The organism is Enterocloster aldenensis (genome assembly GCF_003434055.1).
Lineage (GTDB): Bacteria > Bacillota > Clostridia > Lachnospirales > Lachnospiraceae > Enterocloster > Enterocloster aldenensis.
The window spans coordinates 1-19,537 of record NZ_QVEX01000023.1 but is presented as its reverse complement, the minus strand read 5'-3'; the positions used below and the strand labels follow the sequence as shown (position 1 = coordinate 19,537).

Genomic DNA, 19,537 nt, shown 5'->3' with positions numbered 1-19,537 from the left:
GACTGTTTTTATAAGACATGCAGGAGAGGTATCAGGATGAGATTGAAAAAATGGAAATCATTTTTAAGCATATTCATGGCCAGCGCCCTTATGATGAGCACGGCCGCATACGGCAACCCGGTTGTCATCACACCATTGGAAGAAAGCCAGGTGGCGTCCTTCCAGTCCGGCAGTCCTGCACAGGGACAGGGGCCGGACGGCAGTTACGGCAGCAGTGGGACAGGCAGTGTGGGGGGTGGCGCGGACAGCGCAGGGGTGGTATCCTCCACCGGGCCTTCTGCTGACAATACAAACAATACAAATAACCCAAGCAGCCCCTCAGGGCCATCCCAGACAGCGGATGGGACGGCTGCCGGACCAGAGGGGGCAGGAAGCAGTACCGGTGTGAACCCGGGTAACGGCACAGGGGTAAATCAAGGGACCAATCAAGGGACAGTGGACACGGCCTCAATTCAGCAGCCGGCCGTTGAGGCGGAAGGCGCAGTCCTTATGGATGCAGCCACAGGCAATGTGCTGTTTTCCAAGAATGGGGATACAAAGTTTTACCCGGCCAGCATCACCAAACTGATGACAGCCCTGCTGGTAGCTGAAAACTGCGGCCTGGACGACAAGGTTACATTTTCAGCCACAGCCACCACCAATCTGGAATCAGGCGCTGTCTCCATCAACATGGTTGAGGGGGATGTGATGACTGTCCGGCAGTGTCTGTACGCCCTGCTGTTAAAGTCTGCCAATGAAGTGGGCAATGCCCTGGCAGAGCATGTGGCCGGCAGCAATGCCAAGTTTGCGGAGATGATGAATGCCAAGGCAGCCGCACTTGGATGCACCAATACCCATTTTACCAATCCCCACGGGCTGAATGACACCAACCATTATACGACACCCCATGATATGGCGCTGATTGCCAGGGCGGCATTCCAGAATGATACTGTTAAGACCGTGGCTTCCACAAGGACGTATACACTGCCCCCAACAATTAAGAACCCTTCAGGTCTGACGGTGACCATGGGACATAAGATGCTTAATCCCAGTGATTCGAGATATTATCCGGGCGTCATAGGCGGTAAGACAGGCTATACCTCCAAGGCTGGGAATACGCTGGTGACCGCTGTGGAAAAGGACGGCGTAAGGCTCATCGCAGTGGTGATGAAGAGCAAATCCACCCATTATACAGATACAAAAGCAATGTTTGATTACGGGTTTGAACTTGCTAAGGCCGGCGCGCTGGGAGGAAGCGGCACAGGCGGTACGGCGTCTCCTTCCGGTTCGGGAAATGCAGGTCCTGGGACCACGGCCGGAAAGGGCTGGATACAGGACAGCAATGGCTGGTATTATGTAAAAGATAACGGTGCAAAGGCATCCAATGAATGGATTACCGTGGACGGCGTAACCTACTGGTTTGATTCCAATACATACATGGCAAAGGGATGGCGTCAGATTGACGGGAAATGGTATTTCCTGCGTTCCAATGGCGCCATGGCCAGGAATCAGTGGGAAAAGGTTGAGGAGAACGGCCTGTGGTTTTATCTGGGGGCAGATGGGGCTATGCTTACGGATACCACCACGCCGGATGGGTTTAAGGTGGACGGGAGCGGGGCCTGTGTGCAGTAGGCTTATGAAAGGTTTAATTTGACATTCAGTATATAGGAATGGTATGGCGTATGATTCGCCATGCCTTTTCTTTTACTGGATTTTCCTGTATAATGAATGGAAGAAAATATGTGCATATGAAGTATTATTATGTGATGGTATCTAAAGATAGCCATCGGTTTCCAGAAAACCCTACACTTATATATTAGGAGGAGTATATATGGCAAAACTAGACGGATTTATGGCATTACTGACCGGGAGTTTCAATAACAGGGAACAGTATGATGCATTACAGAAAGAGGGAAAGGAATTTCCCTATGCGGAGCACATGAATACGGTTTGTAACGATAAAATCAGCAATCTGCCGCCAGAATTTCAAGGGAAGTTCATGGTTGAGGAGAGCATTTACGAAGTAAATGGAAAACGGCATTGCTCCTCCCATCTGTTCCTGTTCACAGAGGAACCGGAAGGGATTTTGCTGACTTCTTATGAGATTCCGGACGGCAATGAGAAAACCACATTTTCTTATAAAAATATGAAGACGGCGGATTTTCAATGCTTAAAGATTTCGGAGAAGTTTAGGCCCGCGCTGTTCCAGGAAAAGGCTGGTGTCTGGGAGGGAGGCAGTACCAGTATGTTTACCCCCGTGATGAGGTTTCAGCTGTTTGAACGTTTTTCAAAGGAATGTCTGGAAGTATCCGAAACAATGGAAGTAAACGGAAAGAGGACATTTGGCTATGATGAGCCAATCTGTTATAAGCAGGTATCGGATTAAATTCCGGTTTATTGTGAATAGGGAGAACTGCTATCTATCAAATATGGGTTTAGTAGTTCTTTTTATTTCGGCAGAATATGTGACTCCTGTTTATGCGGGATGGAAAGTGAAGGTGCAGCATTTTATATAAATACCGGCATGATTAACTACATGGAATTAATCTTTACGTCTGGAAGATTTAAGGAATAAGAAAAGAACAAAAGGAACAGTCCTGTTATGATAAATGTAGATAAACATATAGGAATTCCGTTGAAAAGAGGAGGGGCTGCCATGAAGAAAAAATCAATATCTGCTTTTGTGATAACAGGTCTGCTGTCTGTTCTATTGTCCGGCTGCCAGGGGAAGGAGGAAGCTGGGGGAGGAGTTTTGGAGGATACATCAAAGCCGGTCATCAGTATGGAGGGAAAACATACCGAAGAAGAGAATGATGGCAAGGCGGAAGAAAATACCGGAATGGCACGGACTGAAACAGAGAATCCGAATGCAGGCAAGCAGGTTGAAACAGAAATGGACAAACGGATTTCCGCTCTTCCATATCAATTTGTCAGGACATATGGAATCATTCAATCGGAACATCCGGTCTATGAATTGGAATCTGTCATTGAATCTAAGATACCCCAGAAAGAAAAGTCATTGGCTTTGACATCTGTTATCTGTCAAAATCAGGAGCTGATAGTAAATATTGTCATGGATGATTATTCCCAGGTCCGGAAAAACGCGGCTGGCGGGGATGTATCAGGGGACAGTGTATACCAAACGCCGGGGGATGAGGACATGGCTGTTTCCGGGCGGTATCAGAACCAGCTTTGGGTGTCGGGGGATGGCTTGTTTTTGACAGGACCTGGCATTCCGGAATCTGGAATAAAGCCCCAGGAATCGGTGTATGCTTCCTATCCCGACTATTTAGATGCATATGGACATATGCGTTATTTCATTGAAGCCAGGTTTGAGATTCCATCTGTTTCAGGACATGAAAATGCATTGGCCGGATATGCGCTCCGGATTCTCGATTTTGAAGAGCCGCTGGAATTTGCCATGAAGCGTGCGTCTGAATATGGGACGTTGGAAGAATTAGTGTCGGAGGAGCGTGGAAGTATGGATACCCATGACGGTATTTCCATTATAAGCATAGGTGAAAAGGTTAACGAAGGGATTTTGATATCCTGGTATGTGTACAGTGAAAGAGAAGAAAGGCAGGTAAGCATTACTTACAAGCCGCCATACCAGGAGATAGATTTGCCAACCATCTCCGATAAAGAGGGAGAATATCCAATAAAGCAATTACCTGCCAATCCCTATTGGGATAATATAGGGCGGTACAGGCTGTCGGATGTACAACGGCATGGGCGGCGTTACTCATGCCTGTTTGATGTTCCCCGGAATGAACCGAGTGGGTCTTATCGCATAAATATTCCTGGAATCACATTTTTGAACCGCGAAGAATCCCCTCATGTTACGCTGGATATCCCGGATGATCATGAAACATTGAACGTTGATATCCCGTGGAAAGAAGGCTCCGTACGTATATTGGGCATTACCAGGATGGAGCCGCAGCCAGTGTCAATAACAGATGGGAAAGGGAAAGAAACAGTAAAGGAGCGGCCGGCAGTATATATTGATGTGGAAGCAGTGCATGAAGATAAGGAGCTTGCATTAAGGGGGCTGATCTGCCAGAGGAAGTTAAAATGGTCCGGGTGGGAGCATGAGCGGTATGACTTTGATGGAAATGGCAGCCTGAGCGGTTTCCGCATCTTTTACGAGGATGGGGACAGCTCAGTTACCCTCAAATTCAATGGGGCGGCATTTTACTGGAACCAGCCCTTTGTGATGGAAGTTCCATTAGGAAAATAGGAGACGGCATTATGTATGATGACAAAACGCCAGATTGGAGGACGCTGAAAGCAAAATGGAGAGTTGAATTCAAAGTATCCAGGCGGTTTTAAAGCGCATTATAAGAGGCTTATTGGGACGACTGCATGATATGAAGGGAATTTGCCGGACTGTCATCAATGCTGTTCATCAGAGCAAATGTGATAACATGGAGGTAAGGGATACGATGCGGATTGCGGCAATGGTTTTCATGCTGATTATACTGGTTGGTTTATTCATCAATGCGGAAAGACAGATTTATAAATGGCTTGCGATGATTTTTCAAGGTTTGAACCGGCCCGTATCCGGCATGGTTTTTGGTCTGCTGGTCTTGACAATTCTGGCGGTGTTTGTTGTCAGCCGGATACCAGGCATGGGGGCCTATGGGACCTTGTTCCTGATTGACCATTATGCACTGGGTTTTTTGGCCTATGTGGTAATCATTACCAATGCAGTAAGCCTTCTCCTATTTGCCCTAAGGCTTACCCATCTGATTCAATTCCCGGTATCCCGCAGTGTACGTCTTGTGTCCGCAGCACTGTCCATGCTGCTGGCAGTAGGACTTACGGTCTTTGGTGCGGTTCATGCTGCCAATATCCAGATACGCCGGTATCATGTCCGGCTTGGGCAGGAACAGGCTGGCATGGAGACAATACGTCTTGTCTTACTCAGTGATATACATCTGGGCTATGTGATTGAGGAAAAGCATCTTGCCAAGATAGTTTCGGCTGTCAATGCACTTAAACCAGATATTATCTGCATTGCCGGAGATATTTTTGACGGCGATATCACTTCATTGGCGAATCCTGGAAAACTGATGGGATTGTTCGGGAAAATGGAATCAGAATACGGCGTGTACGCATGTCTTGGCAATCATGATGCGGGAGATGGTTACCAGCAGATGCTGGATTTTCTGGATGGGGCGGGCGTCCGCGTGCTGATGGATGAGGCGGTGGTGATTGACCGGAGGTTTGTGCTGGCCGGGCGAAGGGATTCATCTCCCATCGGTGCCCACGGTGATAACCGCAGGAAGCTGGAAGTACTGCCTGATGCCGGACCCCTTCCTGTAATTGTATTGGACCACCAACCAGGTAATCTGGATGAGTATGGCAGTGAAACAGACCTGATTCTATGCGGTCACACCCACCAGGGCCAGATGTTCCCGTTTAACCTTATTACAAATGCTGTTTTCGATGTGGACTATGGGTATTACAGGGCCAATGCAACAGCACCCCAGGTAATTGTCACCTCTGGCGCAGGAACATGGGGGCCTCCCCTGCGGGTTGCAACTGACAATGAAATTGCAGAGATAGACTTGCTGGTTCCGCATTTGGAATCGGAACAGGAATAAAGGGACTGGATGGATCATTCCATCTGTACGCCCTACTTCGCGGCATATTTGGTCCCAATTCGGTCAACGTAGCCCGCTACGCCTCCCTCATTGGGACCAAATCTCCCACAAAGTGGGACGCACAGCTGACGGAAAGCAATTTTCAAACACACCCTAACACATGCATATGGGGAAAGGGCGCCGCATACCATGGCCTGCAGCGCCCCATTCTTATCCGGATACGCCCGGCGGCGTACATTTTCCTGTCATATCCTCACTGCTGGTACGGCCCTGGCTGCATATCAAACTCCGGATTAAACGCATAGAAATTCCGGCTGTCCAGTTTTTCCTGGGTAATTCTCAGGCATTCGCCAAAACGCTGGTAATGGACCACTTCACGTTCCCTCAGGAACTTAATTGGCTCACATACATCATAATCCTTAACAACCCTCAGGATGTTGTCATAAGTGCTTCTGGCTTTCTGCTCTGCGGCCAGATCCTCGTGAAGGTCGGTGATTACATCTCCTTTGGATTGGAATTCACAGGCATTAAAGGGTATGCCTGCGGCTGCCTGCGGCCAGATACCTGTGCCGTGGTCAATATAATAAGGCCCGAATCCCTGCTCTACCAGCTGGTCGGCGGTCAGGTTCTTAGTTAGCTGATGCACGATGGCTGCAATGATTTCCATGTGTGCCAGTTCTTCGGTACCGATATCCGTTAAGGCGGCCTTGCATTCTTTATATGGCATTGTATATCGTTGGGAGAGATAACGCATGGATGCGCTGATTTCACCGTCAGGTCCTCCATATTGGCTCATGATGAACTTGGCCAGCCTTGCGTTTGGTTCCTTGATATTAACAGGAAACTCCAGTCTTTTTTCATATATCCACATGTATCAGCATCCCCCTTCCCATGGCCATGGACCATTGACCCAGGTCCAATATTGTGTATCCCTGCTGTCAGAAGCCCTTAGAGGGCCAAATTGTGCTTCGTAATCAGCTAAGGCCCGGCGGTATGCCTCAGCCATCTGGTTGTGGTAGTTGATTGCAGCCGCATCACAGGGATGGGTATCAAGATAAAGGTTGGAATCAACAACGGCAAATCCTGTTTCATTTACCTGCTTCAGCATCATTTCCCGTAAATTGTTAAAATCGTAATTCATCATATGCCACACCTCCCGCAATGAAATGGAAGATCCAGTTCAGGGAAAATGGTTCCCTGTACCAGACCCTGTTCCGGGACATAAGTGGGCTGCCACTGCTGCCAGGGCACGAATGCCATTGCAACCGGATAATGAATCATATCCGTACAATGGGATTGGCAGCAGGAGGGGCAGCCGGATTGGCCACAAGGACAGCCAGAAGCCTGTCCCTGGTCACAATTGCAGCATTCTCTGCTTATATCAGTGCATAAATCCATAGATAGACACTCCTTTCAATATTTATTCCCAATATCATTTTATGTGACAGGATGTTTTTTGTGACAACCCTGGTCTGAGCCTATATTTTAGTCAGGAATGTATTGTGTTCCTGTCTTTCACGGTGTAAATTGGATTATAAGTATATGAAAAGAATACAGGATTTCAAAAGTGTGTTGGATGAGATTATCTGAATGGGGAAAGGGTGGATGGAAATCTTGGGAATTGCGGAGGTATCAGTGGTATCAGTGGTTTCAGCCTTTAGGGACATTAGGCGTATATCCATTTTGATACAGAGAATAAAATTTTGAAAATAGGGCGGGTTATATCTGATATGCAGTGCATGTGAAAAAGGAGGGTGAATTGGCGGGTATCATGGAGGATGTAACGGTTCCATAAAGAGAGATGGATTTGGAAATCATACTGGAGTGCAGACGCATAAAATAGACGGGAAGATGCTGGATTGGCTTTTATTTTGCGAAAAAGTTTTATATAATAATATACAGGATGGAGTTATTGTTTTATTGGGGATAGAAGAGTTGGGGCGTGCAGATGGCGGAAATGAATTTTCAAACATACCCTAGGGGCAAATGATGGTGCGGATCATGAGCACACATAAAATTCCTAGGGGATTCGCACCTAAAAAGCAGGGTGGAAGTCAGGGGAGCCTTCTTGGAACTAGAGTTTGTTAATTAAATATATATGCATTGTATATGATTATGTCTGTTAGAATGTGGTTTTTGTTGGGTATTATTGCTGTCACAGCCTGCGAGGGCTGTGTGGATTGAAATATGCATCTGGCTGACAAAATCAGGATGCAGTCGTAGTCACAGCCTGCGAGGGCTGTGTGGATTGAAATTTTCCATACAATGATAACAGTTGTGTACTTTTAGTCACAGCCTGCGAGGGCTGTGTGGATTGAAATATCTTCAAACAATGCAACCGCAACGATTTCTGAAGTCACAGCCTGCGAGGGCTGTGTGGATTGAAATACCAACATGTTGATGATGTTCCTTGTCACACCATGGTCACAGCCTGCGAGGGCTGTGTGGATTGAAATCTGTACATCCCAACACCCCCGTACCTAACCGAAGTCACAGCCTGCGAGGGCTGTGTGGATTGAAATCCCTTCACATCGGTGTATTTCCCGCTGTTAGGTTGTCACAGCCTGCGAGGGCTGTGTGGATTGAAATTTTGGGTATCCATATGGGATATATGCTGGCTCACCGTCACAGCCTGCGAGGGCTGTGTGGATTGAAATTATACTGCTCTGTCAGCGCCATCATCTGCTCCTGGTCACAGCCTGCGAGGGCTGTGTGGATTGAAATCACATAACAAACAGTTCCCAAAGTCCACTCTGCGTCACAGCCTGCGAGGGCTGTGTGGATTGAAATAGTTGATTTATTTCTTCACACTTTTCGATGTATAGTCACAGCCTGCGAGGGCTGTGTGGATTGAAATATTTGTGTGTTTGACTTCCCCAATCAGTTCCACCAGTCACAGCCTGCGAGGGCTGTGTGGATTGAAATATCCCACCCGGCATTCCTAAGTCCTAAGATTAATCGTCACAGCCTGCGAGGGCTGTGTGGATTGAAATTGTGTCGGCGGAGGCGGCGGAGGTGGAGGCGGTGGTCACAGCCTGCGAGGGCTGTGTGGATTGAAATAAAAACCGTAGTAGGCAAATAGTAGGCAAGATGCAGTCACAGCCTGCGAGGGCTGTGTGGATTGAAATTATATTAAGTCATGACCAGGGGAAAGTCAATAAAAGTCACAGCCTGCGAGGGCTGTGTGGATTGAAATCTGTAGAGCCGGAAAAACCAACACCGGGTTATAGTCACAGCCTGCGAGGGCTGTGTGGATTGAAATTGCCATAGTATCAACCTCCTAATATAATAATAGTCTCTCGGAATCTCTAAGCCAGTAAAATCAAGGCTTTCAGACTCCTTTTTTATTAAAATCCCCCACTTTTTTTGCCAAAACACTTGACAAATCCATCGAAAAATGCGGTGCTTCGCACCCTTCATCAAACGTACATTTTTCGATTGGAGGCGATTTTTATGTTACCTGTTAACTCTGGCGGCCATACCGCCTATCAAGACTTTCTTCTTGATAATCTTCGTAAATATTATCCTGTACCTGACTCTATTTCTCCTTCTACCTGGGATATCATTGATCGTTTTTGGAATCTTGACCTTTCCTTCACGGATGAATTCATGCGGGACAAATACTCTGTCTTCGGCCCTAAGCCAAGAACCCCTTCCTGTATGCAGCGTTCCTTCCTGCTGTCTATTGATTTCAAGGTTTCCTCACTCACAGATTGGGTTGCACAGCTTAAGATCAATCCACTTTATGCCATACTCAGTGGCTTTGCGTTTGGGGATACCCCTGGCGTCGGTACTTTTTATGACTTCCTTAACCGCTTATGGGATTCTGATTCCGACAATCTCTCCCCACATATCCATCTGTCTAAAGCCAAGGCCAAAAAGCCAAAAACTAAAGGCTCCAAGGCTGCTCCTGTGGAGAAGGTCTCTGTCGGACAGCTTCTGCCGGGACTTGAAAACACCATTTTCCGCATTGGAAATCAGCCCTATGGCTCCCTTTTTCAGTTATATAAAAGCGAGTTCCTCGACCAGTCCGTCTCCAAAGGGCTCATTACTCCTGACTCCCTTGCATTGGCCGGGGACGGAACTCCGGTTGTCACTTCACACAGGGAACGTAAGCACCGCATCTGCGATTGTGCTTCAAAAGGGATTTTGGACTGCAAATGTGACCGCTACTTCTCACAGCCTGACTGCGATATTGGCTGGGATTCTTCCAGAGACTGCTGGTATCACGGCTATGACCTATATATGCCCGTCGCTTCCGATTCTGAGAGCGACCTGCCTGTTTTCCCGCTGCTCTCACCGGCTTCCACTCATGACTCCCACGGGTTCCTGCATTGCTTTTTTCGGATGAAATGCTTTCTCTCTGACTATCACGTCACAAAGCTGCTCCTTGATTCTGCACATGACGCAATGCCCTACCGTTGTGATATAGGATACCTGACCTGCTCTGACCCTTGATTCTGCACATGACGCAATGCCCTACTACGAATACTGCAGACGTGCACATATCACTCCTTTTATTGACCTAAATGAAAAACGAGGAATCAAACTGCCCTACAAGAACGACTTTATTATTGGCAAAGATGGGGTACCTGTGTGCAGGGAAGGCAGACGCATGAACCATGACGGTTCGGAACCATCGAAACACCGCATAAAATACAGATGCTCCCTTGCCAGTAGGAAATATGGCTGCTCCTGCGAGCACCCGTGCTCCGGCTCTAAATACGGGAGAACCGTACATGTGGCAATGAAAGATAATCCACGGCTGTTCAACCTGCCGCCACGTGACAGTGATGCATGGAAACTTGAGTATAATGCAAGAACTTCTGCGGAACGCTCCAATAAACGTGAGAAACTAGACTTTAAACTAGAAGACGGCAGGCACCGCTCAACTAAGATGTGGTACTGCCGCCTCTATCACATCCTGATGTTACAACATCTGGATGCCTGGGATATGCCTTTTGAATCCGCCCTGAGAAAGTTGATTCTACAAGCAGCATAATCCTTAGATTATTATACACTATTTTCAAGGCATAGCGACAGTCATGTCTGTTTCTCGTACACTTTTTTCTGAATTTTATTCCATTATGGATAATATTTGCTTTTCAATGTTCAGTTGCCAGATTCTCTGGCATGATCAATCAAGATTCCGAGAGATCATAATATAAAGTCACAGCCTGCGAGGGCTGTGTGGATTGAAATACTACATCGATTGGCATAGCCTGTGGCATCACACCGTCACAGCCTGCGAGGGCTGTGTGGATTGAAATCCCCAGGATAAGCAGGCAGGGTCACCTGACGATGGCGTCACAGCCTGCGAGGGCTGTGTGGATTGAAATCTCGATAACCGGATTGGCGGATATTCCGATGGTAGTCACAGCCTGAGAGGGCTGTGTGGATTGAAATGTACAAGGCTTCCGATTCGCTGCTAGGCTAATGGTCACAGCCTGCAAGGGCTGTGCGTATTAGAAATATTCCCGCTACCAGGATGCCCGGCAGGCAAAATCCGGTATCAGGGCAGCGAATGTGGGAAGTGGGGCGGAATAAGTATAGATGAAAGCTGGTATTCGCTTAGAACAATTGTAACAAACAGATATTAAAATAAAAGAACATGAAGTAAAATAAAAGGGCTGTCATTTCCCAAATTTTCCATTATAATTATATCTATAGGAGTCAGGTATTGTGATGGACAGGTAATCACAATCGGCAACTGCAGGCAGATTGTTCCAAAGGAGAGGGGAATATGGGAAGAACGAGACAATTGGCAGCCATATGGATGGCAACTGGATTGGCAGTAATCATGTGCGGTACAGCGGCGGCGGCTTCACGTACAGAGATTAACAGTGTATCCCTGTGGGTGGAATCTGATATTGAGGCAGGTGACAGTTCCAGTGATGTGGATGTGACCTCTGATTCCAGCAGATACACGGTGGATGATGTGGAAGTGACCAATGAGCCTAAGAATGAATGGGATGAGAATGACAAACCAAAACTCAAGGTTACGCTGGAAGCAGAGGATGATTATTATTTTCCATCCGGCTTTTCAAAAAGCGATGTGGATTTAAGCGGGGCAGATGGAAATGTTACTTCTGTTACAAGGAAATCCAGCACACTGATTGTCAATATAACATTGGATGCGCTGGATGAGGGCAGCAGTGACCGCAATCTGGATGTATATGGTCTGGAATGGGATGAATCAGATGGCATGGCAATGTGGGAGGACAGCGGGGACGCCAGGAAATATGAGGTGCGTCTGTACCGCAATGACAGTTCTGTAACATCTGTCATCACCACATCAGATACAAGCTATGATTTTGCTGGATACATAACCAGAAGCGGGGATTATATGTTCAAGGTCCGCGCCGTGTATAATTCGTCTGATAAGGGAAGTTGGGAAGAATCTGATTCCTGGTATGTATCTTCCGAGGAAGCCGATGAACTGAGCGCTGACAGAAAGACCTACGGCTCAGCGGCCCAGGGCTACAGCGGCGCATGGCTTAGGGATGATGTTGGCTGGTGGTACTGCAATGCGGATAAAAGCTATACAACTAATAACTGGCAGTATATCAATGACAGATGGTATTTCTTCAATGCGGCCGGATATATGGTGACTGGATGGATTCCATGGAACGGCAGGTGGTATTATTGTGGGGAGGACGGAGCAATGTATTATAATGCCACAACGCCGGATGGGTATTATGTGGGGGACGACGGGGCCTGGATACAGTAAATAGTCAGATAGTCAAACGGACAATACCATTTCCGGTGTAAAAACAAGGGTCAGACTTAAATTGATGCCAATCATGGTGTATCATGATATCAGCAAAGAAAAGATGCAAGGTGTATTGGATTCCTTTCCCCAGGAAAGCAGAAAGGATGGAGGATTGCTAAATCCCTCCATCCTTTCCGGGTTTACACCTGCCAGTCAAAGAGTCAAAGGCAATGGGCAAAAACAGATCCTATTCCTGTTCCTGCATAAAAACCACCCGTGATGCATGCTCCCCGCCCCTGTGGATACAGTTGTGTGCAACCCGCATTTCCACGCTGTTAAACCCATCCTTCGTATTCCGGTTGGGAAAGATGAAATTGCTGGCGCTGGAGGTTATGGTAACCCGGAGCCGGTGTCCTTTTAAAAACGTGTGTGATAGTTTGGTGGTTTGGATACGGACCGGATAAATGGTTCCGGGTTCCATGAACTCAGGAAATTGGAACTGGTTGCGGTAGCGTACGCTGATGACGCCATCGGCCAGTTTCATGGAACGGCCGTCCTCATCCACATCCGTGATGCGCACCACAAGGTCCGTATCCACGCAGTCAGATGAAATGTAAAGCTCAGCCCAGGCATCTCCTGTTATGGTCAGGTCCTGGGATAATAGGTCAGTGGAATAGCACAGTATGTCAGGGCGCTGTTCTTCGGCCGTATAATCGCCTGGCACCTCCAGTTCGTTTTCTGACATGTCAACCAGATGGACTGCCGGGTTTTTCGGGTCGTAGACATAGGAATCCAGGGAAGAGGCAGAGGGCGCGTCCGGGGACAGGCGGCCTTTGTTTTCTGTACCGGCATTTTCATGATTGCCGTCCAGATACAGGCTTAGTTCCTGTGTACCGGGAACAGGCCAGTTCTCTGCGGTTTTCCACTGGTTGGTGCCCATGGTGTAATACTCCACGGCTGGTGTGCGGTTAATTCCATTTTCCACACCCCTCAGGTAATGTTCCAGCCAGGACAGGCATATCAGGTCCATATCATAGCGCAGCGCGTTGTTTCCGAGGGAGAAGCCGTGGATATCGTAGCTGGCATTGCCGGAGTGCATCCAGGGGCCCAGGATTACCTTTTTCTCATGGTAATCATGGTACAAATCCAGTGCCTCAGTTGTTCCCATCCCATTATCATCAAACCATCCGGACATGATCAGGGCCGGTACACGGTGGGATTTGGTGCGCTCCTTCCAGTTCCCGCGCTGCCACAGTTCATCATAGTCCATGTGCTGAAACCATTTTTTCAGAAACGGTATATCGTATCCCAGGGCTTTTGGCGCCAGTTCCTCCAGGGGGCGGATATTGAGGACCTCATCCCAGTCCTCCCGGGCCATCAGCAGGGGATTGGCGCGCTGGCCCGAAACCATGAAGGCCCAGGCCAGCATGCCTGAATTAAAGCAGCCTCCCCTTCGTGGGACATCGATGAACGGGCTTCCGGCACAGACATTGCTGAGCATGGCCTTTAAATGTGGGTTCCCGCTGGCTGCCGCGGCCCACTGGACATATCCAAGATAAGAGCCTCCGGTCATTCCCACATTTCCGTCGCTCCAGGTCTGGGCTCCAATCCAGGTCAGGGTATCGTCGCCGTCCTCCACTTCATAATACATGGGAAGCCATTCGCCCTCACTGTCCTCCCGCCCCCTCACATCCTGGATTATCACGGCATAACCGCGCTGCACGAAACGGAAATAAGAGGATGCCCCGGCGCTTTTTCCGTAGGGGGTGCGGATTAATACTGCCGGGATTCTTTCGGGCATCTTCTCAGGTGCCGGATTCCCACTGTTTCCTGCTGTTGCGGCTGGTGCAGGCAGATAGATGTCTGCCGCCAGACGGACTTGGTCCCGCATGGGAATCATGACCGTTATTGGTGGTTTTACCGCATATAGGGGTGATTGGTTCATGTCTGCCCACTGTTTAAGGATGGTCCTGTCCTCCAGTCCGTCCCTTACCAGCACCGCGCATTGGTCGCGGTAGGGGGTTACGAAAGCAGCGATGGTTCCGGATTCAAGTATCAAGTCTTTTGGGAATTTTATATTACGCTGTACATATGCATCCGTATCTTTTTTTTCATATAGTTCACCCCGCGGGGTCATGAACCGCTTACAGCCATCTGTGCCGCCAGCGCATCCCCGCACCCCGGACTCATAGTCCTCCAGGCCGAGAAGCGCTTCCAGGACATCCATCTTACCCAGCTCCCTGTACCAGCCATCCCCGCTTTTAAGTTCCTGCCAGTCCTCCAGCCGGCCGGTATAGACATCCAGGGGCCGGTGATAGACGCGGCTGTTTCTTTTTTCCAATACTCCATATAATATTCCGGAAAGATAAAAATTCCATTGCTCCATATGCACACTCCTTACGCGCCGATGATGAACCGGATCAGATAAGCAACCATGATACCTACATAATTTCCGCAGACACCGCCAAGAACCCCCATGAGCAATCCCACGCTGACCAGGCGGTTCCATCTGGCGCTGGATGCCACCAGGGATGCGGTGGTTCCGTCTGCAATGGCTCCGGTAATGCCAAGGATCACATACTCATACGGGACCTTGAACATCCTGGAAAGGAACAGGTGGAGCCCGATGCTTCCCACGATGACACAGAAGCAGAAAAGGGTAATGGTCATGGTGGAACCGAAGAAGGAAGCCAGGTCCACGCTGAAACCTATAATGGTCAGATACATAAGGCCAAAGAACAGGCCAAGGTTCAAATTCCCTCTCAGCCTTCCCACAGCCGGTATCTGTGCGGCTGCAATGGAGATGGTGGATATCAGGAGGATTCTGCCCGCGCTGGCAAAGTCCGGGGGCAGGAAGGATGCCAGTTTGGTGGAAATGGTGACAACGGTAACCGAGACTGCCAGAAGACATGCAATATCCTGGATACTCCATTTCTGTTCGGCCATGAGTACGGGTTCTTCATTATCGCCAATGCGTTCCTCATCAGACAGGTGGTAAGGCCAGAACTTTTTCAGGAATTTTACATTCTGGAACAGGGCCGGGGCCGCGAACATCAGGAACAGGGTGGGCATGCCGATGACATAATCCGCTGCGTTGGCAGCAGCAATGGTTTCATTGGCAGCGTTAAGGCCAACTGCAATGGCGGTGAGATTGGCACTGCCGCCAGTATAGGTCCCCACGAACATGCCGGCGATTTTCCAGCCCTCAAACATCCTGCTGCCAAATACAACGCCGAAGGCCGTGGCCACCAGGCAGACGCTGAATACGGCGCATACCAGTGCCACCAGGGCTTTGCCTGAAAGTTTTGCCAGTTCCTTAAGGTTGATATTCAGCAGATATATGGAAATGGACATGGGGACACAGTATGTTATCACAACACCGTATACATCCTGGTAACCTGGTACAATGCGCAGGTTTACCAGCGTCAGGCCAATCAGGATGACCGTTAGGGCCGGACCCACATATTTGAATACCCTGAACCGCTGTACCCACAGGGAAAATGCCACTATTACTAAGATTACTGTCAATAATTCATCAGTTGTCTGGAACATGGGGAATTGCATAATTGTACCTCTTTCGTTATTTGCTATACCGGCATTTCATTTCCCGGATCCTACAGGTTAAGGGTTACGCCAAATCCAGGCTCATCAAGCAGTGTGAAAGTATCTTTGTCCCGGACAAAGCCGCCTTCCACCGGATTTGCACTGTAGTACAGGAAACTGTCGCAGTCTGCTTCGGTCACGTTTTTCTTGGCAGCCACCAGGCTCAGCCCGGCAGTTATGGCCAGTTTTGTCTCAAGCATGCAGCCCACCATGCAGGTGACCCCGTTTGCCTCGGCAATGGCATTGATCTTGGCAGCCGGATACAGGCCTCCGCATTTCATCAGCTTGATGTTGAGTATGTCGGCGGCCTGAAGGCGGCAGGCCCTGGCAGCGTCCACAGGCTCATGGATGGATTCATCCAGCATGATCTGGATTCCATTGATCTTCCTGCGGATGAATGCCGACCCTTCCATATCCCAGTGGGGCAGGCACTGTTCCACTGCCTCTATTCCGTATTCCTTGAATCCTTCAAGGGCGCAGATTGCATCGGATACACGGTAACCCTGATTGGCATCCACCCGCAGGCGGACATCCATGCCCACTGCCTCCCGGATCAGCTTCATGGTGCGGATATCCTCTTTATAGTCAATGCCGGCCTTGATTTTCAGAATATGCCAGCCTTCCTCCGTCACCAGCCTGCGGGCCTCGGCCGCCATGGCTTCCGGCGTGCTGATGCCGATGGTTATGTCGTTCTGTATCATATTGCTGTAACCGCCCAGGAGTTTGTATACCGGCTGTCCCAGGGCCTTTCCCATCAGATCGTACATGGCCAGGTCCACGGCACATTTTGCAGCGCCATTTCCAACAATCAGGCCATCCATCATTGCGTGTACGGCTTCGATATCCATGGGATTCATTCCCATCAGTCCTTGCCTGAACAGCTCCAGCACGGCAATGACACCGTCCACGGTCTCACCGGTGACCGGGGCAAATGGGGAGGCTTCGCCATATCCCACCAGGCCTTCGTCCACAGTTACCTGGACCAGCACGCTTTCCAGATAGCTGACCGTTGCAAATGCTACTTTCACAGGTTCTTTTAAGGGAATCTGCACTTTCTCGATTTTCATACCTGTAATCTTCATCTTTATCCTCCTGAATTATGGTTATATCATAAAAAACTAAAATATTTTCTTATAATTTTACTATAGGTTGAAAAATGGGTCAACTGTTTCCAGTTGAAATACGCCAAAACATACATGAAAAATCAAAAACCGCCATGAATATTCTTGCGCAAGTGCAGAAGATCCGTTAAAATAGAGGATAATGAGAAAGAAGGAGCCGGATATGCTGGGTACGAATATCAGAGAATACCGTAAAAATAAGAAACTTACCATTAAGGAACTGTCAGAGCGCACAGGACTGTCCATCGGATACATTTCCCAGGTGGAGCGGGAGGAGGCGGAGCCGTCCCTGTCTTCCCTGCGCAAGATTGCCAGGGAGTTCGATGTCCCTGTCTATGTGCTGATGGATGACCATAAGAATGCACATAACCTGACCATACGCAGGGAAGAAAGGCTGTCTGTGCGCATTAAAAAAAGCAGCGTGGAATATGAATTCCTGACGCCGCTTCCTTCACCGAATTTTTCGCCTAAAACCCTGATGATTAAGGCCATCCTTGAGCCATGTTCCAGGGACACGGAAATCCCCATTGTCCATCACAGCGAGGAGACCCTCCTTGTGCTGAAAGGAACCCTGACCGTTGTGGCAGGTGATGTGACCATTGTGCTCAACCAAGGTGATACAACCATCATTGAGGAAGACTTACCCCATACATGCATCAATGATACCGCGGATTATGTGGAGGTGCTTTCCACCATCACGCCCCCTGTGTGGGGAACCCTGCATTTTCCAGGATAGGGGAAATAGATAATCCGCAGAACAAAAACTGTTAGTATTGTACAAGAAATTTGCATCAATATGTGATAATATTAACATTGATTTTCAGGGCAATCATTGTTATATTGTTAAAGTATCTATTGTTCTTTGAAAAATCATATCTATATAGCTGTTTAAAACATAGCTGGGACCACGCGGCATACGAGTACTACGTTGATTGACATAGTACGGTGCCTGTCAGGCGTATGATTGCCGGGCTGCGCCGGCGGTATCATATATACCGTCATGTGTATGAGGGTGCATCGTGGACACCCGTGCCGCCGGCAGTATACCAGTCATATAGTCTATGAAGCAAAGATTGTTTAGAAATTTACATCAGGAGGTAAGTATGAAAGGAACCCTGTTAGTAAAAAACGTTAAGCATCTTGTGACATGTGACGCAAATGACAGACTGCTTGACGGAGTGGATGTATTCATCCGGGACGGAGTGATTGAGGCAATCGGCCCGGTGGAAGAAACAGCAGAGGATGTGATTGACGCATCTAACATGGTGATGTATCCGGGTCTTATCAATACACACCATCATTTATATCAGACCTTCAGCCGCAATTTACCGCAGGTACAGAACATGGAATTATTTCCATGGCTGAAAACTTTATATGAGATTTGGAAACACGTGGATGAGGACGTGGTTTATTACAGTTCGCTTACAGGAATGGGTGAACTGTTAAAAACCGGGTGTACCACCTGTCTGGACCATCACTATGTGTTCCCAAAGGACACGGGAATGTCTCTTTTGGACGCCCAGTTTGGGGCGGCTGATGCCCTGGGCATGCGTTTTCACGCCACCAGGGGAAGCATGGACCTGAGCGTGAAGGACGGCGGGCTTCCTCCGGACACCGTGGTCCAGACCGTGGATGAGATATTAAGGGATTCGGAAGAAGCGGTGAGGAAGTACCATGACAGCAGCCGGTATTCCATGCGCCAGGTGGCCCTTGCTCCCTGTTCCCCCTTCAGTGTGACTGGCGAACTTCTCAGGGAGTCCGCTGTACTGGCAAGGAAGCTTAAGGTACGGCTCCACACCCATCTGGCGGAGACAAAGGATGAGGAGCAGTTTACAGTGTCCCATTTTGGGATGCGGCCATTGGCTTATATGGAGAGCCTTGGCTGGATTGGACCGGATGTATGGTATGCCCATGGAATCCATTTTAATGACGAGGAGTTAAAGTTCCTTGCCAGCACGGGAACCGGGGTTGCCCATTGCCCTGTTTCCAACATGAAGCTGTCATCCGGCGTTGCATCCATTCCAAGGATGCTGGAACTGGGGGTTCCCACGGGGCTGGCCGTGGACGGTTCCGCCAGCAATGACGGTTCCAACCTGCTGGAAGAGATGCGGGTGGCTTATCTTTTGCACCGCTTAACCTGGAGCCAGAAGGCGCCTTCTGGCTATGAAATCCTTAAGCTGGCAACCAGGGGAAGCGCCAGGATTCTTGGTCGGGATGAACTGGGGCAGATTGCAGTGGGAATGGCAGCTGACTTTTTCCTGGTGGATATGGAACGCATCGAGATGGTTGGCGCCCAGTTTGACCCGGCGTCCGTGCTCTCAACCGTTGGCCTTAAGGGCAGCGTGGATTATACGGTGGTGGACGGCAGGATCGTGGTCAGGGATGGACGGCTGGCCTGTGTGGATGAGCACAGGATTGTAGAGAAAGCCAATGCAGTTGTAAAGGAATATATCAATCGGTAAGGATTTCCCAACCGCTAGTACCTTGACATAGTTACATTGTGCTTTTATAATCTA

15 protein-coding genes, 3 pseudogenes and 1 CRISPR repeat array are annotated in these 19,537 nt (G+C 48.8%); of the genes and pseudogenes, 11 read left to right on the top strand and 7 right to left on the bottom strand.

The window, feature by feature from the left end:
• The first annotated feature begins 36 nt into the window (after nt 1-36).
• The 5 genes and pseudogenes from DWX59_RS25900 to DWX59_RS30180 form a co-directional block, all read left to right on the top strand.
• Nucleotides 37-1,611 (top strand): serine hydrolase, encoded by a 1,575-nt coding sequence (locus DWX59_RS25900; RefSeq protein ID WP_117563045.1) that lies wholly within the window; start codon nt 37-39, stop codon nt 1,609-1,611.
• Nucleotides 1,612-1,810: 199 nt separating this feature from the next.
• A complete protein-coding gene (locus tag DWX59_RS25895) occupies nt 1,811-2,365 on the top strand; it encodes a hypothetical protein (RefSeq protein ID WP_117563044.1) in 555 nt (184 codons plus the stop codon).
• Nucleotides 2,366-2,635: 270 nt separating this feature from the next.
• Nucleotides 2,636-4,216, top strand: coding sequence for a hypothetical protein (locus DWX59_RS25890; RefSeq protein WP_117563043.1), 1,581 nt, complete (start codon nt 2,636-2,638; stop codon nt 4,214-4,216).
• A gap of 130 nt (nt 4,217-4,346) precedes the next feature.
• Entirely contained in the window at nt 4,347-5,585 is a 1,239-nt protein-coding gene (locus DWX59_RS25885; protein ID WP_235845193.1) for a metallophosphoesterase, read from the top strand.
• Nucleotides 5,570-5,692, top strand: a pseudogene (locus tag DWX59_RS30180) (DUF6783 domain-containing protein); the annotation flags it as partial. The gene DWX59_RS25885 and the pseudogene DWX59_RS30180, both read left to right, overlap by 16 nt.
• Here the strand turns inward: DWX59_RS30180 and DWX59_RS30175 are convergent.
• The 4 genes and pseudogenes from DWX59_RS30175 to DWX59_RS29520 form a co-directional block, all read right to left on the bottom strand.
• A pseudogene (locus DWX59_RS30175) lies at nt 5,633-5,776 on the bottom strand (DUF6783 domain-containing protein); the annotation flags it as partial. The pseudogenes DWX59_RS30180 and DWX59_RS30175 overlap by 60 nt on opposite strands.
• 62 nt (nt 5,777-5,838) lie before the next feature.
• Nucleotides 5,839-6,456 (bottom strand): manganese catalase family protein, encoded by a 618-nt coding sequence (locus tag DWX59_RS25880; RefSeq protein WP_117563041.1) that lies wholly within the window; start codon nt 6,454-6,456, stop codon nt 5,839-5,841.
• Nucleotides 6,457-6,459: 3 nt separating this feature from the next.
• On the bottom strand, nt 6,460-6,729 hold the full coding sequence (locus tag DWX59_RS25875) for a spore coat protein CotJB (protein ID WP_117563040.1): 270 nt from the start codon (nt 6,727-6,729) through the stop codon (nt 6,460-6,462).
• Nucleotides 6,726-6,845: a spore coat associated protein CotJA gene (locus DWX59_RS29520; protein WP_227116198.1), complete on the bottom strand. Its 120-nt coding sequence runs from the start codon at nt 6,843-6,845 to the stop codon at nt 6,726-6,728. The genes DWX59_RS25875 and DWX59_RS29520 overlap by 4 nt, the downstream gene beginning before the upstream one ends.
• Nucleotides 6,846-7,521: 676 nt before the next feature.
• On the opposite strand from DWX59_RS29520, the pseudogene DWX59_RS30170 reads away from it, so the two are divergent.
• The 4 genes and pseudogenes from DWX59_RS30170 to DWX59_RS25860 form a co-directional block, all read left to right on the top strand.
• Nucleotides 7,522-7,575, top strand: a pseudogene (locus DWX59_RS30170) (DUF6783 domain-containing protein); the annotation flags it as partial.
• 164 nt (nt 7,576-7,739) lie between these two features.
• A CRISPR array of direct repeats spans nt 7,740-8,847; the repeat unit is 33 nt; unit sequence GTCACAGCCTGCGAGGGCTGTGTGGATTGAAAT.
• A 191-nt stretch (nt 8,848-9,038) separates the two neighbouring features.
• Nucleotides 9,039-10,043 (top strand): hypothetical protein, encoded by a 1,005-nt coding sequence (locus DWX59_RS29515; RefSeq protein ID WP_235845192.1) that lies wholly within the window; start codon nt 9,039-9,041, stop codon nt 10,041-10,043.
• 283 nt (nt 10,044-10,326) lie between these two features.
• Entirely contained in the window at nt 10,327-10,587 is a 261-nt protein-coding gene (locus DWX59_RS29510; RefSeq protein WP_235845191.1) for a hypothetical protein, read from the top strand.
• Nucleotides 10,588-11,328: 741 nt separating this feature from the next.
• The gene (locus DWX59_RS25860) at nt 11,329-12,315 is read left to right on the top strand and encodes a hypothetical protein (RefSeq protein ID WP_117563038.1); all 987 of its coding nucleotides are present in this window, start codon (nt 11,329-11,331) and stop codon (nt 12,313-12,315) included.
• A gap of 229 nt (nt 12,316-12,544) precedes the next feature.
• Here DWX59_RS25860 and DWX59_RS25855 read toward each other — a convergent pair whose 3' ends face one another.
• From DWX59_RS25855 to DWX59_RS25845, 3 genes are read right to left on the bottom strand one after another with little or no spacing between them, the layout of a single operon-like run.
• Nucleotides 12,545-14,683 (bottom strand): CocE/NonD family hydrolase, encoded by a 2,139-nt coding sequence (locus DWX59_RS25855; protein WP_117563037.1) that lies wholly within the window; start codon nt 14,681-14,683, stop codon nt 12,545-12,547.
• 11 nt (nt 14,684-14,694) lie between these two features.
• Nucleotides 14,695-15,861: a DUF819 family protein gene (locus tag DWX59_RS25850; RefSeq protein ID WP_117563036.1), complete on the bottom strand. Its 1,167-nt coding sequence runs from the start codon at nt 15,859-15,861 to the stop codon at nt 14,695-14,697.
• A 50-nt stretch (nt 15,862-15,911) separates the two neighbouring features.
• On the bottom strand, nt 15,912-16,982 hold the full coding sequence (locus DWX59_RS25845; protein WP_117563035.1) for a mandelate racemase/muconate lactonizing enzyme family protein: 1,071 nt from the start codon (nt 16,980-16,982) through the stop codon (nt 15,912-15,914).
• Between the two features lie 181 nt (nt 16,983-17,163).
• Between DWX59_RS25845 and DWX59_RS25840 the strand changes: the two genes are divergently transcribed.
• Both DWX59_RS25840 and DWX59_RS25835 read left to right on the top strand, forming a co-directional pair.
• A complete protein-coding gene (locus DWX59_RS25840; protein ID WP_235845190.1) occupies nt 17,164-17,757 on the top strand; it encodes a helix-turn-helix domain-containing protein in 594 nt (197 codons plus the stop codon).
• A gap of 367 nt (nt 17,758-18,124) precedes the next feature.
• Nucleotides 18,125-19,483 (top strand): 8-oxoguanine deaminase, encoded by a 1,359-nt coding sequence (locus DWX59_RS25835; protein ID WP_117563034.1) that lies wholly within the window; start codon nt 18,125-18,127, stop codon nt 19,481-19,483.
• Nucleotides 19,484-19,537 lie beyond the last annotated feature (54 nt).

Bases quoted from the DNA above. Each gene is read 5' to 3' on its own strand.
- DWX59_RS25900 (WP_117563045.1), top strand. From the start codon at position 37: ATGAGATTGAAAAAATGGAAATCATTTTTAAGCATATTCATGGCCAGC.
- DWX59_RS25895 (WP_117563044.1), top strand. From the start codon at position 1,811: ATGGCAAAACTAGACGGATTTATGGCATTACTGACCGGGAGTTTCAAT.
- DWX59_RS25890 (WP_117563043.1), top strand. From the start codon at position 2,636: ATGAAGAAAAAATCAATATCTGCTTTTGTGATAACAGGTCTGCTGTCT.
- DWX59_RS25885 (WP_235845193.1), top strand. From the start codon at position 4,347: ATGAAGGGAATTTGCCGGACTGTCATCAATGCTGTTCATCAGAGCAAA.
- DWX59_RS25880 (WP_117563041.1), bottom strand. From the start codon at position 6,456: ATGTGGATATATGAAAAAAGACTGGAGTTTCCTGTTAATATCAAGGAA.
- DWX59_RS25875 (WP_117563040.1), bottom strand. From the start codon at position 6,729: ATGATGAATTACGATTTTAACAATTTACGGGAAATGATGCTGAAGCAG.
- DWX59_RS29520 (WP_227116198.1), bottom strand. From the start codon at position 6,845: ATGGCATTCGTGCCCTGGCAGCAGTGGCAGCCCACTTATGTCCCGGAA.
- DWX59_RS29515 (WP_235845192.1), top strand. From the start codon at position 9,039: ATGTTACCTGTTAACTCTGGCGGCCATACCGCCTATCAAGACTTTCTT.
- DWX59_RS25860 (WP_117563038.1), top strand. From the start codon at position 11,329: ATGGGAAGAACGAGACAATTGGCAGCCATATGGATGGCAACTGGATTG.
- DWX59_RS25855 (WP_117563037.1), bottom strand. From the start codon at position 14,683: ATGGAGCAATGGAATTTTTATCTTTCCGGAATATTATATGGAGTATTG.
- DWX59_RS25850 (WP_117563036.1), bottom strand. From the start codon at position 15,861: ATGCAATTCCCCATGTTCCAGACAACTGATGAATTATTGACAGTAATC.
- DWX59_RS25845 (WP_117563035.1), bottom strand. From the start codon at position 16,982: ATGAAGATTACAGGTATGAAAATCGAGAAAGTGCAGATTCCCTTAAAA.
- DWX59_RS25840 (WP_235845190.1), top strand. From the start codon at position 17,164: ATGAGAAAGAAGGAGCCGGATATGCTGGGTACGAATATCAGAGAATAC.
- DWX59_RS25835 (WP_117563034.1), top strand. From the start codon at position 18,125: ATGAAAGGAACCCTGTTAGTAAAAAACGTTAAGCATCTTGTGACATGT.